The 14,536-nt window shown below is 69.3% G+C and carries 14 protein-coding genes; 11 read left to right on the top strand and 3 right to left on the bottom strand.

The genetic code is table 11. The features are described from left to right. Window positions 1-38: 38 nt before the first annotated feature. Complete coding sequence (locus BLW78_RS25705) at window positions 39-440, bottom strand: DUF6455 family protein (protein ID WP_091682925.1); 402 nt, start codon at window positions 438-440, stop codon at window positions 39-41. 216 nt (window positions 441-656) lie between these two features. Between BLW78_RS25705 and BLW78_RS25700 the strand changes: the two genes are divergently transcribed. From BLW78_RS25700 to BLW78_RS25660, 9 genes are all read left to right on the top strand, one after another. Further along, window positions 657-2,183 (top strand): bifunctional aminoglycoside phosphotransferase/ATP-binding protein, encoded by a 1,527-nt coding sequence (locus BLW78_RS25700; RefSeq protein ID WP_091682923.1) that lies wholly within the window; start codon window positions 657-659, stop codon window positions 2,181-2,183. Window positions 2,184-2,403: 220 nt separating this feature from the next. Then, complete coding sequence (locus tag BLW78_RS25695) at window positions 2,404-3,693, top strand: S41 family peptidase (RefSeq protein WP_244527058.1); 1,290 nt, start codon at window positions 2,404-2,406, stop codon at window positions 3,691-3,693. A 38-nt stretch (window positions 3,694-3,731) separates the two neighbouring features. Continuing rightward, window positions 3,732-6,332, top strand: coding sequence for a magnesium-translocating P-type ATPase (gene mgtA / locus BLW78_RS25690; RefSeq protein WP_091682920.1), 2,601 nt, complete (start codon window positions 3,732-3,734; stop codon window positions 6,330-6,332). Between the two features lie 89 nt (window positions 6,333-6,421). Further along, the gene (locus BLW78_RS25685) at window positions 6,422-6,769 is read left to right on the top strand and encodes a DUF1476 domain-containing protein (protein ID WP_091682918.1); all 348 of its coding nucleotides are present in this window, start codon (window positions 6,422-6,424) and stop codon (window positions 6,767-6,769) included. Window positions 6,770-6,840: 71 nt separating this feature from the next. After that, window positions 6,841-7,491: a BON domain-containing protein gene (locus tag BLW78_RS25680; protein WP_091682976.1), complete on the top strand. Its 651-nt coding sequence runs from the start codon at window positions 6,841-6,843 to the stop codon at window positions 7,489-7,491. 11 nt (window positions 7,492-7,502) lie between these two features. Next, the gene (locus BLW78_RS25675; protein ID WP_091682917.1) at window positions 7,503-7,817 is read left to right on the top strand and encodes a hypothetical protein; all 315 of its coding nucleotides are present in this window, start codon (window positions 7,503-7,505) and stop codon (window positions 7,815-7,817) included. A gap of 112 nt (window positions 7,818-7,929) precedes the next feature. Beyond that, entirely contained in the window at window positions 7,930-8,406 is a 477-nt protein-coding gene (locus BLW78_RS25670) for a hypothetical protein (RefSeq protein WP_170855246.1), read from the top strand. Next, entirely contained in the window at window positions 8,403-8,645 is a 243-nt protein-coding gene (locus BLW78_RS25665) for a hypothetical protein (protein WP_091682915.1), read from the top strand. Before BLW78_RS25670 ends, BLW78_RS25665 begins: the two co-directional genes overlap by 4 nt. A gap of 449 nt (window positions 8,646-9,094) precedes the next feature. After that, the gene (locus tag BLW78_RS25660; protein ID WP_170855245.1) at window positions 9,095-9,805 is read left to right on the top strand and encodes a Crp/Fnr family transcriptional regulator; all 711 of its coding nucleotides are present in this window, start codon (window positions 9,095-9,097) and stop codon (window positions 9,803-9,805) included. Window positions 9,806-9,851: 46 nt separating this feature from the next. On the opposite strand, the gene BLW78_RS25655 is transcribed toward BLW78_RS25660, so the two are convergent. Both BLW78_RS25655 and BLW78_RS25650 read right to left on the bottom strand, forming a co-directional pair. Further along, window positions 9,852-10,967: an acetate/propionate family kinase gene (locus BLW78_RS25655; protein WP_091682912.1), complete on the bottom strand. Its 1,116-nt coding sequence runs from the start codon at window positions 10,965-10,967 to the stop codon at window positions 9,852-9,854. A gap of 9 nt (window positions 10,968-10,976) precedes the next feature. Then, window positions 10,977-13,532, bottom strand: a complete 2,556-nt coding sequence (locus BLW78_RS25650) for a phosphoketolase family protein (protein WP_107645859.1) — start codon at window positions 13,530-13,532, stop codon at window positions 10,977-10,979. Between the two features lie 127 nt (window positions 13,533-13,659). On the opposite strand from BLW78_RS25650, the gene BLW78_RS25645 reads away from it, so the two are divergent. Both BLW78_RS25645 and BLW78_RS25640 read left to right on the top strand, forming a co-directional pair. Further along, window positions 13,660-13,860 (top strand): hypothetical protein, encoded by a 201-nt coding sequence (locus tag BLW78_RS25645; RefSeq protein ID WP_091682911.1) that lies wholly within the window; start codon window positions 13,660-13,662, stop codon window positions 13,858-13,860. A gap of 31 nt (window positions 13,861-13,891) precedes the next feature. Next, complete coding sequence (locus tag BLW78_RS25640; protein WP_091682909.1) at window positions 13,892-14,536, top strand: BON domain-containing protein; 645 nt, start codon at window positions 13,892-13,894, stop codon at window positions 14,534-14,536.

Here is a 14,536-nt window from a genome sequence, read left to right as displayed (position 1 = left end):
GCGGGTCGGACGACAAGGGTTCGATGGCCGCTCCCGGTTCAAGCATGTCGTAACCGGTCGAGGCGAACGGCATTCGGGCAGTATTCCGGGTAGGCGTCGGACGCGGTTCCGGCCCAGAGCTCGCGCGCGCAACGGCTGCGTTCCGTACACTTCAGGCAGGCCGCTTCAAGCTCTCGCATGGCCCCGGGCTGGTGCAGCCGGACAGCTTCGGGGTCGATGTTCAGGCTTCGCATGAGGTTTGCGATGTTGCGGACCTTCGCGGCGGCTTCCGGCGACAGGCCGATGGAAGATGAGGCGTCAGCCTCCGTCATCGCCTCCATCATCTCCTGGTCGATGTCTCTGAGTTCTCGGGCCGCCTTCAGCAAACAACACCATTCGTTCATCGAGGCGGCGACGCCGAACGGGTCGAACGGGTCGGTTTTGTCGGTTCGTGCGGCCATGGCGGCCTCCGCAAAGCCCCTGACTGCACCTCCCGGGCCGCGGCTCCCTTGATCCATCTCAAGGTCGATCAGGTGGTGCCGACGCAAGGCTCAACCGACGGGTGCCGGTCACCCGGCGACCGCGTCTCGCCAGTCGCACACGGAGCCCGAACGCCGATGCACGTCGACCTCGGCCTGCGCCGCGTCCAAGGTCGAGGCTCCCGAGGACCAACCCGCATGTCGCCCTTGGACCAGTCTTGTGTTGGCGAGTTCCTGAAGCAGGCCTTATCGCGCACGGGGACGGTGGACACGGCAACCACGCACATCTCCAGGCTGTTCCTGGCAGGGGACCGCGTATTCAAGTTCAAGCGCGCCGTGCGCTTTCCCTACCTCGATTTCTCCACGCCCGAGCGCCGGCTCGCGGCTTGTGAGGCAGAGGTGGCACTCAACCGGCGCACGGCTCCTACGCTCTATCTCGGCGCCCGGCGGATCACGCGCGAACCGGGCGGGACACTGGCCTTCGACGGGTCCGGGGATCTCGTCGACGCCGTGGTGGAGATGCGCCGCTTCCCGGAGGCGGACCTGTTCGACGCCATGGCGCGCGACGGTCGCCTCGGGCCCAGCCACGTCGCGGAACTCGCGCAGGTCATCGCGAACTTCCATGCCAACGCGGAGATCCACCGGGACGGAGGCGGGGCCGCCGCCATGGCGACGCTCGTCGACATGAACGACGCCGCTCTCCGGGCGACGGGGCTCCTCACGGCCAAGGGGACGAAGGCTCTCACTGCTCGGTTCCGGTCGCACCTGACGCGGCACGCCCCTCTGCTGGATGCGCGCCGCACGGCAGGCAAGGTCCGCCGCTGCCACGGCGACATGACCCTGCGCAACATCTGCCTGTTCGAGGGAAGACCGACGCCGTTCGACTGCATCGAATTCAGCGAGACCATCGCGACGACTGATGTCCTGTACGACCTCGCCTTCACCCTCATGGATCTCTGGCACCGCGACCGCTTCGACCTCGCCAACCTCCTCCTCAACCGGTACCTCGATTTGGCGGACGAGACCGACGGGATCGGGCTGCTGCCGTTCCTGATGGCGTTGCGCGCGGTGATCCGCGCCCACGTCATTGCGGCGCAAGCGGCGGATGGAACTGGCGATGTCGCCGCCGCGAAGACGGCCGAGGCGCAAGCCTATCTGGCCCTCGCGGAGAGTCTGCTTACCGACAAGTCTGTCGTCGTCCTGGCGGTCGGCGGCCTCAGCGGTTCCGGCAAGTCGACCGTTGCGGTCGCAGTTGCCCCGTGGATCGGGGCGGCCCCGGGTGCCCGCATCCTGTCGAGCGACCGCATCCGCAAGCGCCTGCATGGCGTCGACGCCCTCACGCGGCTGCCGGCATCGGCCTATGCTCCCGCAGTGTCACGTCGGGTCTACGAGATCCTGCGGTCGGAGGCGGCCTGTGTCCTGGCCGCTGGCCATTGCGCCGTCGCCGATGCCGTCTTCGACCGCCCTGCGGAACGTGAAGGCATCGAGGCGGTCGCCCGGGACAACGATGCCGGGTTCCTCGGCGTTTGGCTGGAAGCGCCGGCCGCGACGCTCGCAAGCCGCATCGAGAAGCGTGTCGGTGACCCCTCGGACGCGACCGCGGCGGTCCTGACGGCCCAGGTCGCACGCGGTTGCGGCGCGCTCTCGTGGCATCGTCTCCAGTCAGACGTGCCGCTGGACATTCTGCGCTCGACTGTCCTGTCTCTCGACGGGCCGTTGCCGTGACGGGGCAGCCGACCGCCCGTCCTCCTCAGGCGGTCCCGAGATCCGGCCAGAACGGTCGGGGGGGCGCACCACGGCGTCCGTTGACGCACGTCAATGCGATGCCGGGTGCGCATAGCCACCCTGAAGGCGCATCAGCAATTCGGGCCAGACGATGCCGTTCAGATCGACCGAAGGCGAGCCGGCACGCGACCGGTCAACGCCCGGTCGCGGTCTCACGTGCTTGATCGTCGGGTTGGCCGGGTTAGCCGGGACGGTCGGCACGGTCCTGATGACGCCGGGCTCACCCGATGCCGGCATTTGGCCCGACCGATCGCGCGAGTCCTCGTACAGGGATCTGCTCGCCTTCGGGGCCGCGTTCCACGTCGTCCGAACACGAGCGGTCGACATCCCCACCGATGGCCGCTTGGTCGACGCGGCCATCGCCGGGATGGTCGCATCCCTGGACCGGCATTCACGCTACCTGACGGCGACCGAGTTTCGTCGGCTCGACGAGCAGAATACCGGGACCTACGCGGGCATCGGCCTGGAAGTCGAGGCAGGTGGGCGGGTTCGGAGCACGCTTCCAGGCGCCCCCGCGGCGCGAGCCGGCTTGAAGCCCGGGACCGTGATAGTGCGCATCGATGGCGACGCCGTCGAAGACCTCGGGGTCGATCAGGTTGCCGACCGCTTGCGGGGCGAGCCGGGCTCCACGGCGCGACTGCAGATCGTGCAAACGGAGGCGCCAGCCCCGGTCGAGGTGATCATGACCCGGGAATGGCTACCGCTGCACCCGATCCGCATACGGGTCTTCGATGCCATCGCCTATATCGGTGTCGATCACTTCGACGAGTTCACCATCGGCAGGCTGGTCAGCGCGGTCGCGACCCTGAAGAACCGCATTGGTCGGGACCGGCTCCGCGGCTTCGTAGTGGACCTACGCGGCAATCCAGGCGGCCTCGTGGTGCAGGCCGTTGCGGTGGCCGGAGCCTTCCTTGGGCACGGTGAGATCGTGCGCCTAGTCGGTCGCGGTCCCGACAAGGTCGAGCGGTTCGCGCTGGACGGGACCGGAGGTGACTTGATCGATGGACTTCCGCTCGTCCTGCTCGTGGATGGCGGCACGGCCTCCGCGGCCGAGATCGTCGCCGGAGCGCTCCAGGACCACCGACGCGCGACCGTCATCGGCACGCGCACCTACGGCAAGGGCGCCGTTCAGACCACCTACGCGCACCGGGACGGGCGCGGTCTGCGGCTGACCACGGCCTGGGTCGTCACGCCTGCAGGCCGCAGCGTGGAAGGCAACGGCATCGAGCCCGACCGCGAAGTGCCACCTGACGGAATGGCGGCGGAAGATGGCGGAAGACCGCCGGAGAGGCCGTACGGGAACGGCGGGTCCTTGCAGGACGGCATCGTGGAGGATGGCCTGATCGACCCGACGCGGGACCGGCAGCTGACCGCCAGCCTGAGGTATCTGCGGGCAGCCGGCCAGGGCGGCGGCTTGATCCAGCGCAACGACCCCATCGCCCGCCGATGATGTCGTCCGCCACGAGCGGAAGGCGATGGACCTGCCCCATGGCAATGACAGCGGCTCCGGTCCTCGCCCGGGACATCTCCTCGCTGCCGGACCAGCCGCCATCCGTGTCCGCCGCGGCTTTCTGGACGCGCGGATCCGATGCGCTCTGCTCCGAGCTCGGGTGCGGGCTCGACGGACTCGACTCATCCGAAGCGGCGCGCCGGCTCGAACGCTACGGGCCGAACAGCGATGCCGGCGCGCGGGCTGATGGCGCGCTGCCAGCTGTGCTGCGCCGCCTGCTCGAACCGCTCGCCTTGATCCTGCTCACGGCCGGGCTCGTGTCGGTTGCGACCGGAGACGTGGTCGGGGGCGCGATCATCGTCGCCATCCTGGGGTTGTCCGTCGGTCTCGACACCGTGCAGGAGGGTCATGCGACGAGGGCGGCGGAGGCTCTGCGCCACGCGGTGGCGCTGAAGGCCGAGGTACGGCGCGACGGCCACTTCGTCGCCGTCCCGGTGGAACAGGTGGTCCCGGGCGACCTCCTGCGCGTTCGAGCAGGAGACATCGTTCCGGCAGACGCCGTCATCATCGAGAGCGATGCGCTCACGGCCGCCGAAGCCGCGCTGACCGGTGAGCCCTACCCGGTCGAGAAGCGCGCCGGACCTGTGACGGCCTCCGAGCCGGCCGAGGCCTCGAACGCCCTCTTCCGCGGCGCCGTCGCCCAGACGGGCGAGGCGACCGCCCTCGTCGTCGCGACCGGTCGCTCCACGATGTTCGGCGCGGCAGCCTCGGCGCTGGTCGAGGCTCAGGCATCTTCGCCCTTCCAGCGTGACCTGCACGCGTTTGGGCTCGTCGTCGCCCGGCTCACCATCGGCTTGGTGCTCTCCGTCCTGGCGTTCCGTGTCGTCCTCGGCCGGCCGGTGCTCGATTCGCTCCTGTTCGCCGTGGCCCTCGCGGTCGGGCTGACCCCGGAGCTTCTGCCGATGGTCACCACCGTGACGCTCTCCCGGGGCGCGCTGCGCATGGCGGCGCGCAAGGTCATCGTGAAACGCCTGGCCGCCATCCACGACCTCGGCGCGATGACCGTGCTCTGCACCGACAAGACCGGGACGTTGACCTCCGCCGAGATCGCGCTGGCGCGCAGCCTCGACCCGGCGGGCCGGGACAATGCGCGGCCGGCGCGGCTCGCGGCCGTCGCCGCCGACCTCGGCGGCGACCGTGGTTCGCTCGACGCCGCCTTGGCCAAAGCCCATCCGAACGCCGGGCAGGGGTGGGGCCTCTCCGGCCGGCGGGCGTTCGACTACGGGCGCCGCACCGGGTCGGTCATCGCGCAGGGACCGGAAGGGACGCTGCTGATCCTCAAGGGCGCCCCGGAAGCCGTCCTCGCGCTGTGCACCGCGCGCCGTGCCGGCGAGCGGACGGAACTGATGACCCCGGCGGCGCGCGGCGAGGCCCTCGGGCAGGTCCGAACGCTGGCAGAAGACGGATTGCGCAGCATCGCCGTCGCCTCGCGGGTTTGGTCCGGGCACGTGACACCGCCCGGAGGCACGGACGAGGTCAACCTCGTCTTTGAGGGGTTCTGTGCCTTCGCCGATCCGCCGAAACCCACGGCGGCGGCCATCGCGCGGCTCGCGCGGGCGGGCGTGCGCCTGAAGATCCTGTCCGGCGACGACCCTGTGGTCGTGCGCCGTCTCGCAGGTCTCGTCGGGCTGCATGCCGGCACGGTTTTGTCCGGCCCCGAGGTCGCGGCGCTCAGCGACGCGGCCCTCGCGGTGCGGGTCCGGAAGGTGGACGCCTTCGGGCGGCTGACGCCCGACCAGAAGGCGCGCGTCGTGCGGGCGCTCCAGGCCAAGGGCGCCGTAGTCGGCTTCCTGGGCGACGGCATCAACGACGCGCCCGGCCTCGCGCAGGCCGACATCGGCCTTTCGGTCGACGGCGCGACCGGTGTGGCCCAGGCCGCCGCCGACATGATCCTGCTCGCCTCCGACCTAGAGGTCGTCGCCGACGGCGTCGAGGAGGGACGGCGGACCTTTGCCAACATCCTCAAGTACGTCCGCATGGGGGCGAGCTCGAACTTCGGCAACATGCTCTCCATGGCGGTCGCCTCGGTGGCGCTGCCGTTCCTGCCGATGCTGCCGACGCAGATCCTCCTCAACAACCTGCTCTACGACCTCTCGGAGGTCGGCATCCCGTTCGACCGGGTGGCCTCGTCCGCGACCGCCCGGCCCCAGGTCTGGGACATGGCGAACGTACTCCGTTTCGCCGCGGTGATGGGGCCGCTGTCGTCGCTGTTCGACCTCCTGACCTTCGGTGTGCTGCTCCTCGTCTTCGGCGCCTCGGCCGAGGAGTTCCGCACGGCCTGGTTCCTGGAGTCGATGGCGACGCAGATCCTGGTGATCTTCGTCATCCGGACAAACGGGCATCCCTGGGAGGACCGTCCGAGCGCGGCGTTGGTTGGTTCATCGCTCGCAGCCCTCGGGGCCACGTTGGCCCTTCCGTTCTCGCCGCTGGGGAGCTGGTTCGGCTTCCAGATCCCAGACCTGCCGACCCTGCTCGCCATCGGGCTGATCACCGTCGCGTACCTGGCGGCGGTCGAGGCCGTGAAATCATGGGTCGTCCGCCCGCGGCACCACGCGCAGGGCCGACGTCCGGGAGCTTGATCTGCCTCAAGGCTGGCCGCCGGGACCGGTCGAAAGATAGCTGATCGGCCGCCGGTCCGGTCCGGCGCTGCACCGGATTGGAGGCTTCCATGACCACGACGTTCGACGAGCGCGAGCGGGCCGCCGAGCGCCGCTTCGTCCAGGAGGAGGAGGCGCGCTTTCACGCCCGCAACCGGCGCAACCGGCTCTTGGCGACTTGGGCCTGTGAACGGATGCGCCTGACCGGCACGGCGGCCGAGGGTTACGTCACGTCCTTCGCGGAGGGCGCGGTCGTCACCGACGACGACACGCTGATCGCGAGGCTTCAAACCGACCTGAAGGCGGCCGGCATCGAGGCGACGGTAGATCGCTTGAGCACGGAGATGACCCGGTGCGCCGCGCTGGCACAGGCCGAGCGGCGCGTCGGGGTTGCGCTGGATCAAGGCTCCTCCGGCTAGGCCGCGCAGGATCGACCCAACCATTCCTGCCACCCGGCACGAATCGGAGAGACGTCATGAGGAAGGACGCCATGACCGACAAGGATCTGCGCCGCGACGTGCTCGACGAGCTCGACTTCGACCCCAGCCTAGATGCCGGCGACATCGGCGTCGCCGTCTCGGGAGGCGTGGTGACCCTGACCGGCCACGTCGGCAGCTACGCCGAGAAGGTCGAGGCCGAGCGCGCCGTTCGCCGGGTCAGGGGCGTGCGCGCCATCGCCCAGGAGATCGAGGTCCGCTACGCCGACGACAAGAAGGTCGCCGACGACCAGATCGCCGCGCGGGCGCTGGCCATCATCGACTGGTCGGTGCACCTCCCGAAGCAGGCCATTCAGGTGAAGGTCGCCGGCGGCTGGGTCACGCTGACTGGCACGGTGGACTGGCAGTACCAGATGGCGGGCGCCGAGGCGGCGGTGCGGAAGCTGTCGGGCGTCCATGGCGTGACCAACCTCGTCGAGGTCAGGCCGCGGGAACCGCCGACGGCGGTCAAGGACAAGATCCTGGAGGCGTTCAGGCGCAGCGTCATGTTCGAGGCCGACGGGATCAAGGTCACCGTCTCGGGCGACAAGGTCACGTTGGAGGGCGCCGTATCGGCCTGGGCGGAGCGGGACGCCGCCGAGCGTGCGGCCTGGTCGGTCCCGGGCGTGCGTGCCGTCGAGGACCGCATCGTCGCCCTGAGTTGAGGAGAGCGGCCATGTTCCACGGCACGTGCTCGCGTGGTGGCTCCTGGAGGGAGGCGAAGGTCACGGCGCTATCGCTCCCGTTGGGCGTCGCGGGGATCCTCCTTGGCTTTTGTGTCCCGCTGCCGGTGCTCGGACAAGACGCCGACGGCTCGGGATCGAACCGGGTTGCGTCGAGCCGCTCCGATTACGTGACCAAGAGCGGCGAGACGGTGCCGCGGCCGGACAAGCTCGACCTCGGGCCGGGCAGGGACATCCAGCGGCGGACGCCCGAACAGGAGCGCGACGATGCGGTCACGCGGGGCATCTGTGCCGGTTGCCTACGCTGACACCGGCCCTTCGTCCGCGCCACGGCCGCGGCGCCACATCGAGGATCCGCCTGACAGGTGCTCTGCGTCCGGTTTTCGGGACGCACATCGTTCTGAAACGAGGAGGCTCACAATGGCTCATGGAACGCATGGAGCGGACGCCATCGCCCCGGGGGCGGTACCGCGTACGGGCAAACCGAGCGCACCCGCCACGCTGCAGCGCGTGACCCTGACGCTGGCGCGCTGCCCGGAGCATCCGGACGGCAGCGGCGGACGGGGCTACGAGATCGTGGCACCGCTCGGACCGGACGGCCACCTCGACGCGACGCTGTGGCGGGAAACCCGGGACCATTGCCGCGCTCGGCGGTTCTGGATCGGCGAGTGCGACCGGCATGGCCGGCTCGTGCACCGCGCCGGCGGCGAGGGCGGCGCGACCTGGATGATCGACTATGATGACCGCACCGACGAGGACGACGAGCCCGGCTATCGTCTTGGGACCCATGCCTTCGTCGAGGGCGAATACGTCTCGATCCGCGATGCCGGTGACGGGACTGAGCGCACCTTCCGCGTCGCCCAGGTCAGCCGCGTCGAGGCAAGGATCAAGTCATGACGCGAGGGTCGTCGGACCTTCCGGCGCGCCCTCCGTCCTCGGAGTTCGAGCTCGCCGAGAATGCCTTGCTGACGCTCTGGCGCACGTTCTGGCTCGACCTCCCGCTGGCCTGGGCAAGCGAAGTCGACCGGCTTCTGTACCGATGGATACAGCCAGCGGATACCGAGGACCGTCTTCTCGGCCTCGATGTCGGAAACGCAGGTCGTATCGACGAGGGCCAGGACAGCCAGCGTCAGTGACTGCCGATCCTGGTTCCAAACTCGGTCAAGCTATGCAATCGACATTGATCGTCAAGCCAGCCCGCGGAGGTGTCCAGCATAGTGTGGAGGGTCGGGAAAGCCTTGCGCACCCATGATGGCCTGCTTCGGCCTGCCCCGACGGATATCCAACCGGCATTGGACCGGCCGAGGCGGATGGTGCTCCCGACCATGATTTTTTGATTCATCGCAAGGCGCGAGGGCATCGCGCCGCCAACCTGCCATCCGTCCTGTGGAACCGGGGGGCGCACATGTCCAACACCGATGGGGATACGCGTTCGAGGCCGGGCCAAGCGGCGGCACCGGACAGAGGTGATGCCGCGCAATCGACTCCAGCCTCGACGCGCCCACCGACAGTCTTGCGAGACCCGCAATCGCGCAACGGTAAGACGGCAAGCGAACGTGCCCGCGCGTCGGGCGTGGATTGGACCTTGAGCCTCAGGCGCAGGCTGGACCGGTGCGGTGTCTCGGCCCCGGAGATCGACGCCCTCGCCGCGTCCGTATCCCGGGTCGCAACAATCGAGGCCGACAGGGAGATATTACGCGAGGACGACGTTACGGTTCATTGCCGGATTCTTCTGGATGGCTGGACTTGTAAGTACATCCCCCTGGAGACCTTCAGGCCGCAGATCCTGAGCCTACAAATCCCGGGCGACTTCCTTGACCTGCAGGGCCTTTTTCGAGGGCGGATGGATCACGTGGTCGCTTCGCTCACGCCATGTCGCATCGGCGTCATCCCGCATGATGCCTTCAAACGCCTCATGGAGCGGCATCCGCGCATCGGCCGCATGGTGCAGCTCGAAGCAGTCGTCGAGTTGGCCACGGCCCGTCGCTGGCTCCTGAACGCCGGCCATCGCCAAGCGTACGAGGGGATGGCGCACCTGATCTGCGAGCTCTTCACGCGGGCGGCAGCCGCCGGCTTGGCCGAAGCGTCCCGATTCCCCATGCCGTTGACGCAGACGGAACTCGGCAGCGCCCTCGGACTGACGTCGGTCCATGCCAACCGTATCGTGAGAAGGCTTGCCTCGGCCAAGCTCATGTCGTGGCGAGGCCGGTGGATCACCATAGAAGACTGGGATGGGTTGACGGAGGTCGCCGAATTCGACCCCGCCTACCTCAAGCCGGAGCACGCGGCGCTCTGATCGAAGAGGTCGGGGTCCACCGGCGATGCGTCGGCGAGCGGCGCGCTCACAGCGGCTCGAGCGCATCGGTCACCGACAGAGCGATCTCGCGCTCCTCGTTCGCGGGCGCGATGCGAACCGAGACCGCCGAGCCGGACGCCTCGATCATCGCCTCGCCGCCGGCATTGGCTTCTTCGTCGAGGCTGACGCCAGCGAAGGACAGCCCGCGGCAGATGGCGGCGCGAACCTGCACGGCGTGCTCGCCGATGCCGCCCGTGAAGACCAGGGTGTCGACGCCGCCGAGGGTGGCGATGAGCGAGCCTGCCTCCCGCACGATCCGGTAGGTGAACAGATCCAGGGCCTCGCGCGCGGCCGAAGCGTCGCTCGCCTCCAAGACCCGCACGTCGTCGCTTATGCCGGAGACGCCGAGGAGGCCCGACCGCTCGTTCAGGAGATCGGCCACCGCGTCGGCTGACAGGCCGCGCTCCCGGATCAGGTACAGAACGAGGCCCGGGTCGACCGCCCCGCTGCGGGTGCCCATCATCAGCCCGTCGAGCGTGGTGAAGCCCATCGTCGTAGCGACGCTTCGCCCGTCCCGGATCGCGCACAGGCTCGCCCCGTGCCCGAGATGGGCGGCCAGGATCCGCCCGTGCGGAAGCGTTCGGGCGAGATGGGCGTAGGACAGTCCGTGGAAGCCGAAGCGCACGAGCCCCTTGTCGATAAAGGCGCGCGGCAGCGGGTAGAGTTGGGCCAACCGGTCCTGCGTCCGATGGAAGGCGGTGTCGAAGCAGGCGACCTGCGGCAGATCCGGCCAGACCTCCCCGACCGCGCGGATGCAGGCGAGCGCCTGCGGCTGGTGCGCGGGCGCGAGCGGAATAAGCCCTTCAAGCGCCGCGAGGATCTCCGCGTCGAGCCGCACCGGCGCTGCGAGATGCAAGCCGCCATGGACGACGCGGTGTCCCACCGCGGTCGGTGCCGCGGGAAGTCGCACGAACAGCCAGCGGGCGACGGCGGCATGGTCGCCCGCCGGTGGGCGCTCACCCCCGACGGCGGCGCCGTCGACGGAGAGCCTTGGATCATGCCCGATCTCGGCGACGTGCGCTCGCCACGCCGGCTCGTCGGCGCCCGGCCGGAAAAGGGCGCAGCGCAGGCTGGAGGAACCGGCGTTGAGCACGAGGATCATCGCCCGGCCTCAGGTCACGACCGTCCACCCGTCCACCGTCCCCGCCTGCCCAGGCTTGGCCGTGTCGGTCGGGCCGCACTGCATGATGTCGCCCTGGATCCGGCGGTCGCGATCCTCGGGGGCGTGCCGTTCCGGCCAGACCCAATCCCGCACCTCAGGCAGGTCGTCGCCGGTTCGGCGAACATGCTCGCGATGGGTGGCCAGCGCCTCGCGAAGCGCCTCCTCGGCGTGCTCGGCCCGGGCGCCCAGTCGCGGGACGGCCCGGATCGCGGCCTGGGCGAGATGATAGCGGTCGAGCCGGTTCAACACGCACATGTCGAAGGGCGTCGTGGTCGTGCCCTCCTCAATGAAGCCATGGACGTGGAAGTTGCCGTGGTTCGTCCGCTTGTAGGTCAGCCGGTGAATGAGCCACGGATAGCCGTGGTAGGCGAACACCACCGGCCGGTCGCGCGTGAACAGGCTGTCGAAAGTCGGGTCGTCGAGACCGTGCGGATGCGTCTCGGGCGCCGGCAGCGTCATCAGGTCGACCACGTTTACGACCCGGACCCTGAGTTCCGGGACGTGCCGGCGCAGCCAATCCACCGCGGCGAGCGTTTCCATCGTCGGCACGTCGCCCGCGCAGGCCATCACAACGTCGGGCTCCGTGTCCCCCTCGTTCGAGGCCCAGTCCCAAATGTCGATGCCGGCCGCGCAGTGCGTGACGGCTTCGTCCAGGGTCAGCCACTGCAGCGCCGGCTGCTTGCCGGCCACGACGACGTTGATGCGGTCATAGGTTCGCAGGCAGTGATCCGTGACGCACAGCAGGGTGTTCGCGTCCGGCGGCAGGTAGATCCGCGCCGTATCCCCGCGCTTGTTCGCCACGAAGTCGATGAAGCTCGGATCCTGGTGGCTGAAGCCGTTGTGGTCCTGCCGCCAGACGTGGGACGAGAGCAAGATGTTCAGGGATGGCACCGGTCGTCGCCAGGGCAGGTCGCGCGAGGACTTGAGCCACTTGGCGTGCTGGTTCACCATCGAATCGACGACGTGGGCGAAGGCCTCGTAGGTCGCGAACAGGCCGTGCCGGCCCGTGAGCAGGTAGCCTTCGAGCCAGCCCTCGCAGAGGTGCTCGCTCAGCACCTCCATGACCCGGCCGTCGCGCTGAAGGTGGTCGTCGCCCGGCAGGGTCGCCTCCTGCCAGACGCGCCCCGTCACGTCGAACACCGCGTCAAGCCGGTTCGAGCTGGTCTCATCGGGACCCATGATCCGGAAGTTGCGGGCGTGCTTGTTCAGGGACAAGACCTCCCGCAGGTAGCCGCCGAGCGTGCGGGTGGCCTCGGCTCGGGAGCGGCCAGGTCCCGGCACGGAGACGGCGAAGTCCATGATGTCCGGCAGCCGCAAGGGCGCGCTCTTATGCGCGTTGGCGTGCGGGTTGGCCGAGATGCGCCGCGGCCCCTTCGGCGCCAGGGTGGCGAGTTCCTGAACGAGCGAGCCGTCCTCGTCGAACAGCTCCTCCGGTCGGTAGGAGCGCATCCAGGCTTCGAGAATCGCGCGGTGCTCCGGGTTTTCCCGCGTGGCCGCGACGGGAACCTGATGCGAGCGCCAAGTTCCCTCGACCGGCTTGCCGTCAACGGCCTTCGGTCCCGTCCAACCCTTGGGGCTGCGCAGCACGATCATCGGCCAGCGCGGTCGCCGGGCCTCGCCGCAGCGCGCGGAGTGCCGGATGGCTGCGATCTCGTCGAGGACCGCGTCGAGGGCCTTCGCCATGGCCTGGTGCATGGCGGCCGGTTCGTCGCCCTCGACGAAGGTCGGCTCGTAGCCGTACCCGACGAGGAGGCTGCGAAGCTCATCCGCGGGCATCCGGGCGAGGAGCGTCGGGTTGGCGATCTTATAGCCGTTGAGGTGCAGGATCGGCAGTACGGCTCCGTCGGTGGTCGGATTCAGGAACTTGTTGGAGTGCCACGACGCGGCGAGCGGCCCCGTCTCCGCCTCGCCGTCGCCGACCACGCAGGCGACGATCAGGCCGGGGTTGTCCAGGGCAGCGCCGAACGCATGAGCCAAGGAATAGCCGAGCTCGCCGCCCTCGTGGATGGAGCCGGGCAGCTCCGGCGAGGCGTGGCTCGGTATGCCCCCGGGAAACGAGAACTGCCTGAACAGGCGCTCCATCCCCTCCGCGTCCCGCGCAACGTCGGGGTAGATCTCGCTGTAGGTGCCCTCCAGGTAGGCGTTGGCGACGAGCCCCGGCGCGCCGTGACCCGGCCCCCACACCGCGATCATGTCGAGGTCGCGCTGCCGGATGACCCGGTTCAGGTGGACGTAGATGAAGTTGAGGCCCGGTGTCGTGCCCCAGTGGCCGAGAAGCCTTGGCTTGACGTGCTCGGGCCTGAGCGGTTCGCGCAGGAGCGGGTTGGCCATGAGGTAGATCTGGCCGACCGACAGGTAGTTCGCAGCCCGCCAGTAGCTGTCGATCCGCCTGAGGCTGTCGGGCCCGAGCGGCCCCGGCACGAAGGCCAGGTCGTGACCGCCGTCCGCACGGCCGCCGTCGCGGCGTTCCTCGTGGGTCTTCGTCGGCTGGCGCCTCGCGTCCATGTCGGCCTCCCGGTTGCGGATCCCGGACGACCGTGCAGGCAGCCGAGGCTAGCGGCGTTGAGCTGGATCAAGGCGGCTCCCCGGAGGGACGGCAGGATACCTTCCGTCAGCAGGACGGGAGCGAACGATGGCCCTGGTGCTTCGAACCACCTTCATCACGACGGTACGCCGGGCGCGGGTGCCGGTCATGCTGGCACCGACGAACGACTCCGAACCCCGGGTCGTCACGGACGCGGCGCGCTACCGGTCCATCGGCAGCCTGCAGGCGCTGGCGCTCGCCATCGCGGCCTCGGTGGTGACGCCGGCGCTGCTTTGGCTGGCTCTCTGAAAAAAATCCCGGCGAATCGAGGAGACCCGCGATGGACGACATCAGCGTACGCCGTCAGGTGCTCGACGAATTGGAATACGCCCCCATGGTCGACGCGGCGCAGATCGGCGTCGCGGTCGACGACGGTGTCGTGACGCTCACCGGCCACGTCCGGAACTACGCCGAGAAGAGCATCGCCGAGCGCGTCACGCTCCGGGTGCGCGGCGTCCGGGCCGTGATCGAGCGGATCGAGGTGCGGTATCCGGAAAATCCGCGCGTCGGCGACGAGGCCCTGGCCGAGCGGTGCGCCCGGGTACTGGAGTGGGACGTGCAGATCCCGGAGTGGTCGGTCTCGCTCAAGGTCGAGAAGGGCTGCGTCACGCTCGAAGGATGCGTGCCGCACTACCACCAGAAGGCGGCGGTCGATGAGGCGCTGCGGCGGCTCGCCGGCGTCACCGACATCGTCAACCTCATCGCGGTGAAGCCGCATGTCCGACCCACCGAGGTCAAGGACAGGATCCTCGCCGCCCTGAGGCGCAGCGCCCGGGATCCCGACACCATCCGCGTCCACGTGGACGGGGACAAGGTGATCCTGGACGGATGCGTCGACGTCTGGAGCGAGCGCAAGCTCGCCGAGCGTGCCGCGTGGTCGGCGCCCGGCGTCCGCGCCGTCGAGGACCGCCTGACGCTCGCATGA

The organism is Methylobacterium sp. 275MFSha3.1 (genome assembly GCF_900108435.1).
Classification (GTDB): domain Bacteria; phylum Pseudomonadota; class Alphaproteobacteria; order Rhizobiales; family Beijerinckiaceae; genus Methylobacterium.
Note: the sequence above shows the minus strand (reverse complement) of the source record. Positions and strands in the feature narration are given on the sequence as shown.